We start from the raw sequence: 16475 nt of genomic DNA, 5'->3' as shown, positions 1-16475 counted from the left end.
TTTTAGACTTGTTGTCACGGAGAAGGACGATGCGCAAATTCCAGGGGTCAGCCAGAAGCCCCGAATTCATTCCAGTTGCCTCGATGCGCGGGGTCTTTTTTCATCCATCGCCGATCGGGGCGGCTTGCACGTGGTTCTTTTCGTCAAGCTCACCCATGCGGGTGCGAACCGGATGTGAACCAGCCACCAGATGGTACAATCTGCGCCTGCCGCGCGTTGCGTTGATTGGCTGCTTGATCACTGGCGCCGCATACCCTGCCTTGGCGCAGACTGCCTGGACCGGCGCAGCAGGGAACGACGATTGGTTCGACGCCGGAAACTGGGACACGTCCACCGTGCCGGATGCCTCCAACTCTATCGAAGTCGACCCCGGCAACGCAGTGATTTCCGGCAACGCCGCTGAAGGCGACAATGTCTCCATAGGGTCTGGAGGGACGGTGACCGTAACAGGAACAGGATCCACGTTGACGACCACGGAAACCCGTACGGATGGGGGAACGTTCACTATCGAGGATGGCGGCCTTGTCACCAACAGCAGCGGCGTCGTAGGTGGCATTGCTACTATCTCAGGCACCGACGCTGGCGGCAATGCATCAACCTGGATCAATAACGACTATTTCGCGGTCGGCGATGGCGGGGCCGGCACACTGAATATCCTCGACGGCGGCAAGGTTATCGTCAACACCGATGCTATCCTTGGCCAATCATTCCACGGCAATGCATTGGTCTCAGGGCCCGGGTCGTCCTGGGAAAATACCGGACGGCTGACCATCGACAACGGAAGTTTGCGTATCGAAGACGGCAGCAGTGTCTCGAACACATTGGGTATCGTCGGTGATTCAGACACTGGTGATGCAGTTGTGACTGGCCCAGGCTCGAACTGGCTCAACACGGGACAGCTGACGATCGGGAGCTTCGCTACGGGTACTATGCGCGTCGAGAACGGCGCTGCCGTCATCAGCAACCAAGGCTATGTCGGCGCCAGTGTCGGCAGCGATGGAAGTGTCACCGTGACGGGGAATGGCTCCAGCTGGCAGGTGACGGATTTTAACCTCACCCTGGGGAATTTCGGCGTCGGCTCGATGACCATTGACGACGGGGGGCGGGTGTTCGCAAAGACCGGGGTTTGGCTTGGTGTTTCGGCAACTGATGCAATCGGAACGCTGAACATTAACGGCACGCCGGGTGCTCGCGGGGTATTGGAAACCAGTGGATTTCGGGGCGGCATGGGAACCGCGGATCTCACGCTCGATGGGGGCATCGTGCGAGCCATCGATGACAATGCCGTGTTCTTTTCCAACTATGGCACTCAGCAGGTGCAGTTGGGAGCTGGTGGCGGCATCATCGATACCGATGGCCATGACATCGGCATCGCTCCTGTAATTACCGGCGTCGGCCGCTTGACCAAGGACGGCCTGGGCACCCTCACCCTGACCGGCGAAAACATCTATGGTGGCGGCACTACAATCACCGACGGCACGTTGCAGCTCGGTGACGGCGGAACGACGGGCTCTATCCTTGGCGACGTGACCGATGACGGCATCCTGGCCTTCAACCGTTCGGATGTCGTGACGTTCGGCGGGACGATTTCGGGAACGGGGGGCGTCTATCAGATCGGCACGGGGCAGACTATCCTCACGGCCGACAGTTCAAGCCTCACCGGTGTTTCACAGGTCCAGAACGGCATCCTTTCGGTCAACGGTATTCTTGGCGGCGCGATGGAAGTCAGAGGCGGGCGGCTTCAGGGCATCGGCGAGGTAGGAGACACCACCAACTTTGTCGGCGGCGTCATCGCGCCCGGCAATTCGATCGGCACGCTGACTGTTTCCGGCAATTATATCGGCAATGGCGGTACCCTGGAAATCGAGACAGTGCTCGGAGACGACAGCTCCACTACCGATAAGCTGGTCGTTACCGGGAACACGTCCGGCAGCACCGATGTTCACGTCATCAACGTCGGCGGCGCCGGGGCGCAAACCAGCGAGGGCATCAAGATTGTCGATGTCGTCGGCACGTCAGCCGGAAGCTTCACACTTTTGGGCAGTTACACGTTCGAAGGTGACCCGGCCGTAGTCGCGGGTGCTTATGCCTATCGCCTTTATCAGGGCGGCGTCAGTACGCCCGCCGATGGTGACTGGTATCTGCGCTCGGTCCTGTTGAATTCCGATGCGCCTGATACTCCACTCTACCAGCCGGGTGCTCCGATCTACGAGGCCTATGTCGGGGTATTGCAGAGCTTCAACGAACTCGACACGCTGCAACAGCGCCTGGGCAACCGCTCGTGGTCTGACGGCTCGGTTACAGCGGACGCGCAGCCCAATGCCGATACTGCCGGACGCGGTATCTGGGGGAGAATCTTGGGCCGCCATACCAGCATCGATCCAAGGGACTCGACGACCAGGGCCAACTACGACGCAGATATCTGGCAATTGCAGGTCGGGGCGGATGGTCAGCTCTATTCCGGAGACTTAGGCGATCTCATCGGTGGTTTTTCTGTGCGCTACGGCACCATCTCCGCCGATGTGTCCTCAAGTTCTGGCGGCGGGTCGATCAACAGCACGGGCTATGGTGTCGGCGGATCGATGACCTGGTACGGGAAAACCGGCTTCTATCTCGACGCCCAGGCGAACGCCACCTGGTACGACAGCGATCTGTCCTCCTCCACTGCCGGCACCAGCCTGATTTCGGGCAATGATGGCTTCGGCTATGCATTCGGGCTGGAAGCCGGCCAACAGATGGCGCTCGATACCAATTGGTCAGTTACTCCGCAGGCGCAGTTGACCTATTCGGCAATCGACTACGACGACTTCACCGACGCTTTCGGCAGCACAGTTTCGCTGACGGAGGCCCACAACCTCAGGGGACGCCTCGGTATCTCCGTCGACTACGAGGATAACTGGATTGACGGCACGGGTCAGACAAGCCGCCTCCATGGCTATGGCATCGCGAACCTCTACTACGACTTTCAGTCGAATTCGGATGTCAGGCTTTCCGGTGTCAAGCTCGCAAGCGAACAGGACCCGCTCTGGGGCGGCCTCGGCCTTGGCGGCACTTACAATTGGAGCAATAATAAATATGCCCTTTATGGCGAGGCCACGGTCGACACCAGTCTGAACAATTTCGGGGACAGCTATACCCTGACTGGGAGAATAGGTCTGAATGTCAAATTCTAGGCTGCAAAGATTGATCGGAGACAAGATCGACAATACGAAAATATCAAACGAAGATTGCAATAGCTTCTGGGGTGATGTCAGGTTAACTTGGGCTGAAAGATTTGCGGCTATTTCGCGGTGATGAGCAAGAGCCCAGTTAGCTACAAGCGCCATCGTTTTCCTCGCGCTGTGACCGCCCATGCGGTCTGGTTGTATTTTCGTTTTCCATTGAGCCTGCGTCTGGTCGAGGAAATGTTGTTGGAACGCGGCATCATGGTTTCCTATGAGACGATCCGATGCTGGGCAAAGAAGTTTGGCCCGGACTATGCCGCTCGCTTGCGTCGGAAGCCGCCAAATCCGGATGATATTTGGCATCTGGACGAGGTGGTCGTGATGATCGGTGGCCGGAAGCACTGGCTCTGGCGCGCGGTCGATCAAGACGGCTATGGACTCCACGAGATCGTCCAGACCCGCCGCAACGCCAAGGCTGCCAGGCGCCTGCTGATCCGGTTGATGAAGAAGCAGGGATGTCAGCCGAAACGTATCGTCACCGACACGCTTCGCTCTTACGGTGCGGCCCGGCGGCAGTTGATGCCCACAGTCGAGCATCGATCACACAAGGGGCTGAACAACCGCGCCGAAAACTCGCATCTTCCTCTACGGAAACGAGAGCGGGTGATGCAGCGATTTCGCTCGCCAGGCGGACTGCAACGTTTCGTCAGCATCTTCTCTGCTGTCCGAAATCTCTTCGTCCCAGCACGATCTCGGCACTCAGCCTTCAACATCCATCTACATCGCCTTGCAGCGATGGCCCATTGGAAGGGCGTCGCTGGAATTGCCGCCTGAACACTCCGCAGCACCCCCGATTCCTAGCCGCGGGACTTAACCTGACATCACCTCGGGAACTCGTGCATCATCGCTGTATCGGATGGCGTCCGTCTCCAAGTGCTGCGCCGTATCGATGGGAGTTCGAGGAGGATGGCATACCTTTCGACGTCGCCGTCAAACCGCAAATCACCACAAACGATCTGCATCTTATGGTCCGGACCGCGCTCGCCGGCAGCGGCATTACATTTGCACTCGAAGAGACGTTTCGTCCATATATCGTCCGCAGCGAGTTGATCACGGCGTTAGACGACTATCTGCCGCCCTTTCCGGGGTTCTTCATCTACTTCCCCAATCGCCGGAATATGGCGCCCAAGCTGCGCGCGCTCATTGACCACGTTCGCGCGTATAGACTGACGTCGTCCTAGCTGTCAGTAGCTAGAGCTCACTGGGTTTTGTGCGTCGGGTTGGGCACCTATAACGCCCAGCAATTCCCTGGTTCGGCGGGCCCAAACCAGGCCCAGGTGGCGCAGATTGCTGAGAATGGGCACGCGGCTCCAGAAGGTCAGACTGGCAAGACCCGCGGCGAAAACGACGTTCGTCACTATGGAAGAAGAGGCTGTTGTGGAGCCTCTTCACGGATCCGCCTGTTTCGCCGGATGACAGCCGGCTGTCAGATCTTAAGCGTAGTTGATGGGCAGCCAGTCGTAATTCGTGCTGTCTTTGCGGACATGGCCGATGCCCGGAAAGGCGATATGCGCGCCTGCCACCAGATATTTGCCGTCCACCGCCTGCCTGAACGCAACCTCGCGTGCAGCCACAGCGGCTTTCTGGTCGATATCGAATTCGATAGCGACGCCGGGTTCATCGAACTGCAGAATATCGCCATGAGTGATGTCGCCCCAGAATACGATCTTCTGGCCTCCGCCTTCCAGCGTGATGGCGCTGTGACCCGGCGTATGTCCCGCATACAGAATGGAACCAAGACCGGGAACGGGCGCTGCGTTGTCCGCGAAGGTTTCGAATTTTCCGGCTTCAACGTATGGCGTCACGCACTGATCCGCCTCGCCAAAATGCTGCTTGACGATGCCGGTCGCCGCCTTGGCGTTTGCCGCACTCAGCCAGAATTTCGCCTCGCGTTCATTGACCCGTAATGTGGCGTTGGGAAAGGTGCGTTTGCCATTTCTTATCAACCCGCCGGAATGATCAGTATGAATATGGGTGAGGACGACATCATCAATGTCATCCATCTTGTAACCGGAAGCCTCAATGTTGGACTCGAGTTTGCCGAGCGATGGCCCTAGATAGGCACCAGTGCCTGCGTCGATCAGCACCAGTCTTTCTCGAGTGTTGACAAGGAAAGCGTTGACGGAGGTTGGGACCATTTCCGGCAGAAACGCGTCTTTTAACACGTTTTGTGCATCGTGCTCGCTGGTGTTGGTGTAGAGCTTGGCAAGCGGCAGGGCTACAGTTCCGTCCGACAGCGCCGTGACCTCCACGGAGCCGATTTTCAGCCGGTAGAAACCCGGTGCCTGAACAGCGGCATAGGGTGCCTTGGCGAAGGCGATTGATGGTGCGACGAAGGGTGCTGTGACCAGACCGGTCAGAGCGCTTTTGAGAATGGAACGGCGGGATGGCATGGCTTTGCTCCTTGGGTGAGGGTGTGGAACGGCTTGCAAGTTCCTGCCCTTGAGCTAAGGATGTCTCGGTCAGCAATCAAATCGATACCACGCATGCAAGTCATTGATCATTTCAATCTACGTTCCTTCGACCTCAATCTTCTCGTCGCCTTCGACGCGATGATGGAAGAGATGAGCGTGACCCGCGCGGCGCAACGGCTCAAAATTCAGCAGCCTGCGATGAGCCACAACATATCGACCCTGCGCACGCTTTTTCAGGATGAGCTTTTCATCCGTGTAGGACAGGTGATGAAGCCCACCGCACGAGCGCTGAATTTGTCCGGCCCGGTGCGGCAGGCTCTGCGGCAGGCGCAGGCGGCGGTGTTGATGGCGGATGCATTCGATCCGGCCACCGAGCAACGTACATTCCGGCTGGGACTTTCCAGCGAGGTGGAACTGCTATTGCTGCCCGATCTGACGGCACGGCTGCGGGATATCGCGCCGGGTATCCGCATTCTCGCCCGCGGTGGTGATGCGGCGGAGGTCGACGCGATGCTGGATGCGGGCGTCATCGATCTGTCTGTGGGGTGCAGCTATCTGCCGGACTCACGGCACCATAGCGAGCCGCTGTATCAGTCCAGCGTATTGTGCTGTTTCAATCCGCAATTGCTGAAGCTTTCTAACCCTGTGGGTCTGGATGCGTATATGGCGGCACAACACGCGGTGATCTCCCAAACTGACAGCCTGCATGGCTGCGTTAAGGATGCGCTGGATCATGCGGGCGCAGAGCTGGAAGTGGTGGCGGCAGCACCCGATTTCATGTCGATATTGGCCACGGCGCGTTCATCTGCGGTAATTGCCACCGTGTCTTCGCGCATCGCGCTTCGTTACGGGCCGCTGTTGGGGCTCGAGGTCAGCGCGGTGCCGTTGGCACTTTCTTTTCCACCGGTGGCTATGGTCTGGCCGCTTCAGACAGACAGCGATCTTGGCTGCGCATGGTTGCGGCAGCAAATCCGTGAGGCCATGCTGAGGACGAACGGGGGTAATGTCGCGGATATTGCGGCCTGACGTTTCGTAATGATCAGCGTGTGTTTCGGGGCCTCGCCTTGAACTGACTCGAACCATCGACCCCGTGATTTGAGTCAACTGCACAACACGCAGTCACGAAAAAGCGACAACCTCTTGCAACGAATACCGGCTGCTCTCTTTCAAGAGCATCTCGACATGGAGCGCCTCGCACACTCCTTAGCTCCGAGCGGGTTTCCACCATATCGGCAGCTGACAACACCGACGTACTTGCCATCCCAAACCAAGCGCATCACAACTAGAGTCATGAAACTGGAATTTCATGGGATCAGTTGTGCGCACCAAAGAGCTATCGTTTCTAACCCGTGTTCGGCAAATCTTGCCGCGTCTCCATCCGGCTGAACGGCGCCTGGGGGAGTTTGTCTGCGATTTTCCCGGCGAACTCGCGAGCTATTCGGCGCAGGAACTTGCGGCCCTTGCCCATGTGTCCAAGGCAACCGTCTCGCGTTTCGTCCAGCGTCTAGGTTATGAAAACTATGATGAAGCGCGGCGCCATGCGCGAGCAGAAAAGCAGACCGGTTCGCGGCTGTTCCTGACAACAGCGGCGGATGCCGGCGCTGAACAGTCCGTCGCAGCGCATGTGGCCCAGGGCGTCGCAAATCTGGAATCGACGTTCCTGGCCATATCGGATAGCCAGATTTCATCCGCCGCATCGGCCATTGTCCAGGCGCGCAAGGTCTGGGTGGTGGGCTTTCGCGCCAGTCATCCCTTCGCAAGCTATCTGCAGTGGCAACTGACACAGGTTGTGGAGAACATCGTCGCCATTCCCGGCGGTGGCCAAACCCTGGGCGAACACCTGGTAAGCCTTGCCCATGACGACGTGGTGATCGTCTTCGGCCTGCGCCGGCGCATTGCCCGCATGGACCTTGTCCTCGAGCAGATCGAAAAATCGAAAGCCAGATTGCTTTACGTGACGGATGAAGGGGTCTCCTTTCTCTCCAGCGCCACCTGGCATTTCCGCTGCCACACCCTGGCTCCGGGGCCACTGTTCAACCATGTCTCGGTCATGGCCCTGTGCCATCTCATCACCACGCGCTGCATCGAAATCTCAGGCGTTTCGGGGCGCAACCGGCTACGCGGTATCGAAGTGTTGAACGATAGCCTCGAAGAGCTGTGAGCCGCTTTTGTGCACCTGCATGAAATGATCGGTCATTATTTAATCTAAAGAAAACTTCGTTTCATCACTGGTTTTCGGGTATCGTGCATTCAACTATCTGATTCAAAATATGAAACTATGATTTCATGTAATCTGGCATGAAATCTGCATTCCATATCGGTACTGAAAGGCGCATAAGACGCCGGGGGACGAACTGCTGGAATTTCAGGCAATAGTAATGCTGATGCTGATGCCTACCCCGATGTCGATCGCGTCCGAAAGTGTGAATTTGATTTTCTGAACACCGCGCCTGTTGGCCAAGAAAGGATAATCGCATGTTCAACCGCCTCATGATCACCCTGACGAGCGTTTTGTTGTTTTCCACCACGCCGTTTTCTGCGGCGCGGGCCGAAACCATCACACTGCGCGTGCTTGGCCAGCCCTCGGGATCAGGCCTCATTGCCCAGCAGAAGGAAAAGCCGTTTTTCGAGGCGCTGGCCGAGAAGACCGGGCTCGACATCAAGGTCGAATACCTGCCCGTTGACGTCGCCGGCATTCCCGATACCGATGGGCTGCGCATCCTGAAGTCGGGCCTGTTCGACATCGTCTCGATCCGCGGCCCGCAGGTCAGCCGTGATGAGCCCTCCGTGCTCGGCCTCGACCTCGTTGGTCTCAACACCAGCTTCGAAGCCGGCAGGAAGCATATAGACGCTTTCAGCGGCTATGTCGGCGCAAGGCTGGAAAGCCAGTTCAATGCCAAACTGCTCGGCGTCTGGCCGGCTGGTCCGCAGGTGATCTTCTGCAAGCCGGAGGTCAAGGGACTTTCCGACCTTAAGGGCATGAAGGTTCGCGTCGGCGACCAAAGCGCGGCGAACTTTGTCGCCAAACTCGGCGCCACAGGCATTTCCATGCCGTTCGGCGAAGTGCAACAGTCCCTGTCACGCGGCGTGGTCGATTGCGCTATCACCGGCCCGGCCTCGGCAAACTCAGGCGGCTGGCCTGAGGCCGCAACCACCGTTCTGCCCGTTGCGCTGCAGCTGGCGGTCAACGGGTACGCCATCAATCTGAACAGCTGGGCCAAATTCACGCCGGAACAGCAGACAAAGCTCGCAGGCGCCATCAACGAACTTAATGCAGATATCTGGGCGTTTTCTAAGGAGCTCTATGAAGACGCCATGCGCTGCAATACCGGGCAGCCCCCCTGCGAACGCGGCAAGCCCTACAAACTGATTGAGGCTGCGGTCTCCGAAGCCGATCTCAAGACCGTCGCCGCTGCAGTTGGCGAAGTCTCCCTGCCGACCTGGGCCAAGCAGTGCAACGCCGTCGCTCCCGATTGCGAAGCTGAATGGAAGAAGTCGGTCGGCGTAGAACTCGGCCTCTGACACCATTGACCGGCGAAGGAGAGGAGACCATGCAGACCTATGCACGCATACTTGGCATGACATTCGGGATCATGATGATCCTTTTGTCTCTGGCCATTACGGCCGAGACACTGCTGCGAAAGTTCTTCTCCTATTCGCTGGGAGGGATTGATGAACTGGGCGGCTACGCGATTGCCATCGCCGCCCCGCTCGCCTTCACCGTGGCTCTCGTCGAGAATTCCCATATCCGCATCAACCAGTTGACGGCGCTGATGCCGAAAACGGCCCAGGCCGTGCTTAACGGCATCTCGGCGATCACCATCGCGCTGCTGGCGGGATATTTTTTCTACTTCACCGTCGATACGGTTATCGATACCCAGACCTATCAGTCGATTGCCCAGACACCCTGGGCGACGCCACTGATTTATCCGCAGACCGTATGGCTAGTCGCCATGGCAACCTTCCCCATTGCCGCACTCGTTTTTGCCGGCAGAGCCGTGATGTTGATGTCACACGGCGAATGGCAGGTGCTCAACCGGCACTTCGGCCCGGTCTCCGCCCAGGAAGAACTGCAGGCCGAGCTCGACGACCTCAAGAAGCGCGAAGGAGCTGCCCAATGAGCATTGCCATCGTGGGTATCGGCTTTGCAGCCATGTTGGTCCTGATGTTCCTGAGTTTCCCGGTCGCGGTGGCGATCATCGCCGTTGGCGCGCTGGGCGGCTACCTGATGTACGGCATGCCGCTCGTCGACATGATGGGCGGGGTGATCTGGTCGAGCCTCAACAGCCCGTCCATGCTGGCTATCCCGTTGTTCATGATGCTGGGGGAACTGCTTCTGCGGGGCGGCATTGCCGACCGCATGTTCGACGCCTTGGCGGTCTGGCTTGCCCGACTGCCGGGTGGCCTGCTGCACACCAATATCGCGACCTGCACGCTGTTTTCCGCTACGTCAGGCTCGTCGGTCGCAACGGCGGCAACAGTCGGCACCATCGCGCTGCCGGCGCTCCAGCAATACAAATATCCGATGAAGCCGTCGCTTGGCTCACTGGCTGCAGGCGGCACACTGGGCATCCTCATTCCGCCAAGCGTCAACTTGCTGGTCTACGGTTCGCTCGCCAACACCTCTGTCGGCCAGCTCTTTGCCGGCGGCGTGGTGCCCGGCATCCTGATGGCGCTCAGCTTCTCGATCTACATCTTCCTGGTCCATGGCAAGGCCGGGGCAGAGGCGAAGGATTTGATTGACATGCCGCTACGCCAGAAGCTCGCACTTGGCAAATACCTGATCCCACCCTTCATCATCTTCGGCGTCGTCATGGGCTCGATCTACGGCGGTCTGGCAACGCCCACGGAATCGGCGGCCATTGGCGTAGTCATCGCATTGTTCTTCGTCGGGATCAACGGCCGCCTCAATTTCGACCTGCTGGTCAATTGCTCGATCCAGGCCGCCAAAACCAGTGGAATGGTGATGATCGTGCTGGTCTGCGCCCTGTTGCTCAATGTCACGATTTCCATGACCGGCGCCGCGCAGGCCATGACACAGTGGATCGCATCCTTCGATCTCAGCCAGATCGCTTTGCTCTTCGTTCTGCTGGCCTTCTACATGGTGCTCGGCACCTTCATGGACGCCATGTCGATGCTGGTGCTGACGGTGCCGATCGTGATCCCGATCGTGATTGCCGCGGGCATAGATCCGGTCTGGTTCGGCATCTTCATCGTCATTATGTGCGAGGTGGCGCTGATCACCCCGCCTGTCGGCATGAACCTGTTCGTTGTGCAAGGGGTGCGCATCGACGGTGGCCCCTACAGCGACGTGATCAAGGGTGCCGTCCCTTACGTTGTCATCATGATGGTCTTTGCCATCGTCTTGATGTTCTTCCCCGGCATCGTTTTGTGGCTTCCAAACATGCTGGCGGGCCGATGATGAGCAGCCTCGCGTCCTCAGAAAAGGAGGCGCCGCAACGGCGCCTCCTGGTCATCAACCCCAACATCAATCCGACTGTCACACAGCGTGTCCGCCAAGTTGCAGAAGCAATCGTAACGCCGGAAACCTCGGTGACCGTCGTTAACCCGGCGGAGGGACCGTTTTCCATCGAGACGATGGAGCATCGCGACGCCGCCGTGCCGCAAGTGCTCGACCTCGTGCGCCGCACGCTCAATAACCGTTTTAACGCCTATGTCTTTGCTTGCTTCGACGATATCGCGCTGTTCGAAACGCGGGAGATGACCGGGGTTCCGGTGGTTGGAACCTGTGAGGCAGGGATTGCTGCGGCGCGCACCATGGCCGCACGGTTTTCCATCATCACCACGGTCCATTCCGCCGTGCCCGGCATCCACCGCCTGCTGGCTCGCTACGGGGCTGCCGATATTTGCACGGTTCGAGCGGCTGGTATTGGTGTCGCTGCGGCCGCGGGAGGAGACAGCGATACGGAGAGACGTATCCTGTCAGCGGTGCGCGAAGCAGTCGACCAAGACGGTGCGAAGGCAATTCTGCTTGGTTCAGGTGGCCTGACCGGACGCGCAAATGACCTTGAGCAGCAGTTTGGTATTCCGGTGATCGACGGCGTCGCTGCTGCTATTAAGATGGCGGAAGGGCTAGTTTACCTGAGGAGCCAGATTCTTTAGCCGTGTTCAAGCCAGGTCCATGCAGGATCTGAGCTTATTGCTCTTGATGCGATTAGAACTGGCGACCCCCCTTTTGACCACGCGATGACAACGATTTGTCGACCTTGCGCTCAGGTAATCTCGCCTCCGTCCAACATTATTCGTTCAGACGATCAATCAAACGCTTCATGAGATCCATTCGTTCATGAAGAATCGCCACGATGAGGGCGGGCGCATCCTCTCGAGGCAGACAAAAGACGTAGTGGTGTTGGCATCGCGCCATTCGTAACGCCGGATAAAGCGCGCTCATATCCTTGAAAGGACCTTTGCCCTCGGCAAGGTTTGCGATACCTCGCTCCAAACCCGAGACGTAGCGGCGTACCTGGGCAGCACCCCATTGCGCACGTGTGTAGCGGATTACCGAACGTAGATGCGGGTTTCGGTAATTCGCGGACAGGGATTCCATTAAATCCCGGACAGCAATTTCACTAAATCCGGGACAGCATTTCCGCTAATTCGCGGACAGCGATTCCGGTAAATCCCGGACAGTCTTTCGGGATAAAGAGATCGACTTTCGCACGCGCCGTTTTGCCATTCTGGACCTCGATTTGAACGAGGGGCTGATGAATGGCGAGACGGAAGCAGGCGAGACTTACTGACGTGAAGGACATTCGATCGATATTGCGACTGACGTACGAACAGGGGCTTTCGGTTCGTGCGATATCGGAACGGCTGAAGATCAGCAAAACGACCATTTCGACCTACCTGCTGCGGGCGCGTGAGGCCGGGCTGACAGGCTGGCCGTTGCCGCCTGGGCTGGACGATGATGGCATTCTGCAGCGCCGCCTGTTCCATCGTCGCGGCCGTCCGCCCCAGGACATGCACGAACCCGACTGGGGCAAGATCGCCAGTGAATTGAAGCGGAAGGGCGTGACACTGACGCTGTTGTGGCAGGAATATCGCGAACGGCACCCCAACGGTTACGGATACACGTGGTTCTGCGAGCGGTTCGCCGCTTTCGAACAGCGCGCCAACGCCACCTTCCGCAATCGCCACACAGCCGGCGCGGCGATGCAGACCGACTACGCCGGCCAAACCGTCCCGGTGATCGATCCGGTGACGGGCGAAATCCGGCTGGCGCAGATCTTCGTCGCGGTTCTGCCAGCCTCCTTGTACACCTTCGCCTATGCAAGCTTCACTCAACGGTTGCCGGACTGGATCGAGGGTCAGCAGCGGGCGCTGGGTTTCTTCGGTGGTGTGACGAAAGCCATCGTCTGCGACAACCTCAAGGCCGGCGTTGCCAAGCCCTTGTGGTTCGAGCCGACCATCAACGCCACTTTTGCGGCATTCGCCGAGCATTACGACACGACGATCCTGCCGACCCGTCCGAAACGGCCGAAGGACAAGGCTAAGGTCGAAGGCAGCGTTCTCATCGTCGAGCGCTGGATCCTGGCGCGGCTGAGAAACGACCGTTTCTTCAGCCTTGTCGATCTCAACGTGCGGATCAGCCAGCTTCTCGACGATCTCAATAGCCGGCCGATGCGCCGGGTTGGCAAATCCCGGCGGCAGCTCTTCGAGGAGATCGAGCAAGACGCGCTTGCGCCCTTGCCGGCAACGCCATTCGAATACTCCGAATGGAAGTCGGCAAAGGTTCATCCCGACTACCATGTCGAGGTCGACAAGGCCTTCTATTCCGTGCCGCACCGCCTGATCGGCCGCAAGGTCAATGTCCGGCTTACAAGCCGGATCGTCGAGATCTTCCATGATCACCAACGCGTCGCCAGCCACCGCCGGACGTCGCAGCGGGGCGGTCATGTCACCGTCAACGAGCACATGCCGAAGACACATCAGCATTATGCCAACACGACACCTGCGAGCCTCATCAAGCAAGCTGCAAAGATTGGCCGCAACGCTGCAATCCTGATCGAGCGGCTGATGCGCGATAGACCTCATCCTCAGCAAGGATACCGCGCCGCTCAAGGCGTTCTATCGCTTGCGCGCCGGTACGGCCCCGAGCGTCTGGAAGCGGCGTGCGATCGGGCACTGACGATCAATGCGCTCAGCTATTCCTCCGTCAGCACCATCCTCAAATCCGGTCTCGATCAGACCCCGCCTGGTGTTGAGCCGGTCAAGCCCACCCCGGTGCATGGCAACATCCGCGGCAGCTCCTATTACCAGTGAAGAAAGGAAGATACTCACATGCTCACACATCCAACCCTCGACCAGATGCATGCGCTCGGCCTATCCGGCATGGCGGCAGCATATCGCGACCTTGCCAATCAAACTGAGGGCATCGATCTCAACCGCGATGAATGGCTCGGCCTGATGCTCGATCGGGAGATGGCCGTGCGCGGCGACAAGCGCCTGACCAACCGGCTTGCAATCGCCAAACTGCGTTTCCCCGACGCTTGCATCGAGAATATCGACTTCGCCGCCCATCGCGGCCTCGACCGCCGACAGCTCCTCTCGCTTGCCCAAGGCGAATGGCTCAAAGCCCATGAGCACTTGATCCTGACCGGACAAACGGGAACGGGCAAAACCTGGCTCGCCTGCGCCATCGGACGGCAGGCGGCCCGCCTCGATTATTCCGTTCTCTATGTCCGCATGCCCCGTCTCTTCGAGGATTTGGCGCTGGCGCGCCTCGACGGGCGGTTTCCCCGATTGGTCGACAAGCTCGCGCGTGTTCAATTGCTCATCCTTGATGACTGGGGAACCCACGCGCTCAGCGATCAGCAGCGGCTCGATCTCCTGGAAATCTTCGAAGAGCGCTACCGCCGGAAATCCACTCTGATCACTGCCCAGCTTCCCGTCGCGCAGTGGCACGAGATGATCGGCGAACCAACGATCGCTGACGCCATCCTCGATCGTATCGTCCATAACGCCCATCGAATTGCGCTCGAGGGAGACAGCATGAGGAAGCAAAAACCAAGACCGCTCTTGACCGAAGCGCAAAACGCCGAAATCAATAACCAATGACATCAACCAGGCGAACGAAAGTCGATCCCGCCAGACTGTCCGCGATTTAGTGAAACGACTGTCCGGGATTTACCGGAATCGATGTCCCGTTAATCCGAAATCCGCAACGTAGATCCGATTCCGCCTCCGCGGTAAGAATGTAGGCCGTCAAGCACGACCCTCGGCAATCTCCTCGTCGAGGATCTCACCTACGGTTTTGGTCGACAGTCTTCCGGCGAGCCCCTCATTGACGCGCGTGTTCATCAACGTCCTCAACTCCTCCCAGGCTCGTTCTCCATCTGGGTCACCGGGAAAGAGGCGCTCAAGTGCATACTGCTTGATTGTCTTGCCCTGCAAAGCGGCCAGCGCCTTTAGGCTTTGATGTTGTTGGTCCGTTATATCGATCGTCAATCGGCTCATCTAACGTGCTCCTGAACTGAGAACTCCCACATTAACACATATGTGGGTATGTGGCCACCGCCGATACCTCTGATCCGATGTCGCCTGGAGGGATCTGCTATTTCGAAGAAGACCGATCCGCCCTAGCTACCTCTGCTCGAGCAGACCCCCAGACACCGGTCACTAGACGTGTGCGTGCAGTTGATGAGAGCTGAACCGGCGGCCCCGCTCCATAACGATAGCGGCATAACGCCAATTCATGGACGTGCGACCTTCAATATCTGGTTCACCTGGAACCACCGATACTGCGACTAGATCCTGCGCCCAGTAGCCTCATCGAACAGATGCAGGCGCTCGATCGGAAAGATTAGCGAGATGTCATCACCCGGCCCAAGCCTTACCCGCTCACGGGAGACCACCACCGTGTTGACGCTGCCGACCTTGCAGAGGAGCAGCGTCTCAGCGCCGGTCGGCTCGATCGTGCTGATGCTGGCGACGACACCCGGGCCTGCCCCGACGACGATATCCTCCGGGCGGATGCCATAGACAATCCTGCGGCCTGCGAGATCCGAGCGGCCGCTGGGCAGCGGCATGACCACATCTTCCTGCGTGCGCATGACCAGGCCGCCGTCACCGGCTTCCGCCGTGCCGGAATAGAGGTTCATCGACGGCGAGCCGATGAAGGTCGCGACGAAGACGTTGGCGGGCTTGTCGTAGAGTTCGAGCGGCGCGCCGACCTGCTCGACGATCCCGCCCTGCATGACGACGATCCGGTCGGCCATGGTCATGGCCTCGATCTGGTCGTGGGTCACGTAGATGGTGGTCGTCTTCAGCCGCTGGTGCAGTTCCTTGATCTCGGAGCGCATCTGGACGCGCAGCTTCGCATCGAGGTTGGAGAGCGGCTCGTCGAACAGGAAGACCTTCGGATCGCGGACGATCGCGCGACCCATGGCGACGCGCTGGCGCTGGCCGCCGGAAAGCTGCTTCGGATAACGCGCCAGCAGGGCATCGAGCCCGAGGATGGACGAGGCGCGCTTCACCGCCTGCTCGATCGCCGGTTTTGCCTCGCCCTTCAGCTTCAGCGCGAAGCTCATGTTCTCGGCCACCGTCATATGCGGATAGAGCGCATAGTTCTGGAAGACCATCGCGATGTCGCGATCCTTGGCGGCGATGTCGTTGACGACAGTGTCGCCGATGCGGATCTCGCCGTCGGTGACGCTTTCCAGCCCGGCGATCATGCGAAGCAAAGTGGACTTGCCGCAGCCGGAGGGACCGACCAGCACGACGAACTCGCCGTCCGGAATATCGATATCGATGCCGCGCACGACTTCGGAATCGTCGTAGCTTTTCTCAAGTTGGGAAATCTCGACCCGAGCCATGG

The 16475-nt window shown here is 58.8% G+C and carries 14 protein-coding genes and 1 pseudogene; 11 read left to right on the top strand and 4 right to left on the bottom strand.

Translation table 11 applies throughout. The features are described 5' to 3' along the window. The first annotated feature begins 29 nt into the window (after positions 1-29). The 3 genes and pseudogenes from QEO92_RS28810 to QEO92_RS28800 all read left to right on the top strand — a co-directional run. Positions 30-3173 carry an autotransporter family protein gene (locus QEO92_RS28810; RefSeq protein ID WP_227705580.1) on the top strand — a complete coding sequence of 1048 codons (3144 nt, stop codon included), beginning with the start codon at positions 30-32 and terminating at the stop codon, positions 3171-3173. A gap of 120 nt (positions 3174-3293) precedes the next feature. Then, positions 3294-3998, top strand: coding sequence for an IS6 family transposase (locus QEO92_RS28805; protein WP_227705579.1), 705 nt, complete (start codon positions 3294-3296; stop codon positions 3996-3998). Between the two features lie 14 nt (positions 3999-4012). After that, positions 4013-4405, top strand: a pseudogene (locus QEO92_RS28800) (LysR substrate-binding domain-containing protein); the annotation flags it as partial. Positions 4406-4657: 252 nt separating this feature from the next. Here QEO92_RS28800 and QEO92_RS28795 read toward each other — a convergent pair. Continuing rightward, positions 4658-5617 (bottom strand): MBL fold metallo-hydrolase, encoded by a 960-nt coding sequence (locus tag QEO92_RS28795; RefSeq protein ID WP_037148915.1) that lies wholly within the window; start codon positions 5615-5617, stop codon positions 4658-4660. 93 nt (positions 5618-5710) lie between these two features. On the opposite strand from QEO92_RS28795, the gene QEO92_RS28790 reads away from it, so the two are divergent. From QEO92_RS28790 to QEO92_RS28765, 6 genes are all read left to right on the top strand, one after another. Continuing rightward, positions 5711-6664 (top strand): LysR family transcriptional regulator, encoded by a 954-nt coding sequence (locus QEO92_RS28790; RefSeq protein WP_037148917.1) that lies wholly within the window; start codon positions 5711-5713, stop codon positions 6662-6664. A 292-nt stretch (positions 6665-6956) separates the two neighbouring features. Continuing rightward, on the top strand, positions 6957-7799 hold the full coding sequence (locus QEO92_RS28785) for a MurR/RpiR family transcriptional regulator (protein WP_227705885.1): 843 nt from the start codon (positions 6957-6959) through the stop codon (positions 7797-7799). A 314-nt stretch (positions 7800-8113) separates the two neighbouring features. Beyond that, complete coding sequence (locus QEO92_RS28780) at positions 8114-9160, top strand: TRAP transporter substrate-binding protein (RefSeq protein WP_227705578.1); 1047 nt, start codon at positions 8114-8116, stop codon at positions 9158-9160. 29 nt (positions 9161-9189) lie between these two features. Then, positions 9190-9759: a TRAP transporter small permease subunit gene (locus QEO92_RS28775; protein WP_227705577.1), complete on the top strand. Its 570-nt coding sequence runs from the start codon at positions 9190-9192 to the stop codon at positions 9757-9759. Then, entirely contained in the window at positions 9756-11060 is a 1305-nt protein-coding gene (locus QEO92_RS28770; RefSeq protein ID WP_037148928.1) for a TRAP transporter large permease, read from the top strand. Before QEO92_RS28775 ends, QEO92_RS28770 begins: the two co-directional genes overlap by 4 nt. Next, positions 11057-11761, top strand: coding sequence for an aspartate/glutamate racemase family protein (locus tag QEO92_RS28765; protein ID WP_200883931.1), 705 nt, complete (start codon positions 11057-11059; stop codon positions 11759-11761). Before QEO92_RS28770 ends, QEO92_RS28765 begins: the two co-directional genes overlap by 4 nt. A 136-nt stretch (positions 11762-11897) precedes the next feature. Here QEO92_RS28765 and QEO92_RS28760 read toward each other — a convergent pair whose 3' ends face one another. Further along, entirely contained in the window at positions 11898-12206 is a 309-nt protein-coding gene (locus QEO92_RS28760; protein ID WP_227705576.1) for a type II toxin-antitoxin system RelE/ParE family toxin, read from the bottom strand. Between the two features lie 161 nt (positions 12207-12367). Here QEO92_RS28760 and istA point away from each other — a divergent pair, with 161 nt between their 5' ends. After that, the gene (istA, locus tag QEO92_RS28755; protein WP_227704227.1) at positions 12368-13921 is read left to right on the top strand and encodes an IS21 family transposase; all 1554 of its coding nucleotides are present in this window, start codon (positions 12368-12370) and stop codon (positions 13919-13921) included. Between the two features lie 18 nt (positions 13922-13939). Continuing rightward, positions 13940-14716: an IS21-like element helper ATPase IstB gene (istB, locus tag QEO92_RS28750; protein WP_227704226.1), complete on the top strand. Its 777-nt coding sequence runs from the start codon at positions 13940-13942 to the stop codon at positions 14714-14716. 147 nt (positions 14717-14863) lie between these two features. Here the strand turns inward: istB and QEO92_RS28745 are convergent, their stop codons facing one another. Both QEO92_RS28745 and QEO92_RS28740 read right to left on the bottom strand, forming a co-directional pair. Continuing rightward, the gene (locus QEO92_RS28745; RefSeq protein WP_227705575.1) at positions 14864-15115 is read right to left on the bottom strand and encodes an antitoxin; all 252 of its coding nucleotides are present in this window, start codon (positions 15113-15115) and stop codon (positions 14864-14866) included. A gap of 290 nt (positions 15116-15405) precedes the next feature. After that, complete coding sequence (locus QEO92_RS28740; protein ID WP_227705574.1) at positions 15406-16473, bottom strand: ABC transporter ATP-binding protein; 1068 nt, start codon at positions 16471-16473, stop codon at positions 15406-15408. Positions 16474-16475: the final 2 nt, after the last annotated feature.

This window comes from Neorhizobium petrolearium (genome assembly GCF_029854435.1).
Classification (GTDB): Bacteria; Pseudomonadota; Alphaproteobacteria; order Rhizobiales; family Rhizobiaceae; genus Neorhizobium; species Neorhizobium petrolearium.
The sequence above is the reverse complement of the archived record's forward strand: the minus strand, read 5'-3'. Positions and strand labels throughout refer to the sequence as shown.

Coding starts and splice junctions, on each gene's coding strand:
- QEO92_RS28810 (WP_227705580.1), top strand. CDS start 30: ATGCGCAAATTCCAGGGGTCAGCCAGAAGCCCCGAATTCATTCCAGTT.
- QEO92_RS28805 (WP_227705579.1), top strand. CDS start 3,294: ATGAGCAAGAGCCCAGTTAGCTACAAGCGCCATCGTTTTCCTCGCGCT.
- QEO92_RS28795 (WP_037148915.1), bottom strand. CDS start 5,617: ATGCCATCCCGCCGTTCCATTCTCAAAAGCGCTCTGACCGGTCTGGTC.
- QEO92_RS28790 (WP_037148917.1), top strand. CDS start 5,711: ATGCAAGTCATTGATCATTTCAATCTACGTTCCTTCGACCTCAATCTT.
- QEO92_RS28780 (WP_227705578.1), top strand. CDS start 8,114: ATGTTCAACCGCCTCATGATCACCCTGACGAGCGTTTTGTTGTTTTCC.
- QEO92_RS28775 (WP_227705577.1), top strand. CDS start 9,190: ATGCAGACCTATGCACGCATACTTGGCATGACATTCGGGATCATGATG.
- QEO92_RS28770 (WP_037148928.1), top strand. CDS start 9,756: ATGAGCATTGCCATCGTGGGTATCGGCTTTGCAGCCATGTTGGTCCTG.
- QEO92_RS28765 (WP_200883931.1), top strand. CDS start 11,057: ATGATGAGCAGCCTCGCGTCCTCAGAAAAGGAGGCGCCGCAACGGCGC.
- QEO92_RS28760 (WP_227705576.1), bottom strand. CDS start 12,206: ATGGAATCCCTGTCCGCGAATTACCGAAACCCGCATCTACGTTCGGTA.
- istA (WP_227704227.1), top strand. CDS start 12,368: ATGGCGAGACGGAAGCAGGCGAGACTTACTGACGTGAAGGACATTCGA.
- istB (WP_227704226.1), top strand. CDS start 13,940: ATGCTCACACATCCAACCCTCGACCAGATGCATGCGCTCGGCCTATCC.
- QEO92_RS28745 (WP_227705575.1), bottom strand. CDS start 15,115: ATGAGCCGATTGACGATCGATATAACGGACCAACAACATCAAAGCCTA.
- QEO92_RS28740 (WP_227705574.1), bottom strand. CDS start 16,473: ATGGCTCGGGTCGAGATTTCCCAACTTGAGAAAAGCTACGACGATTCC.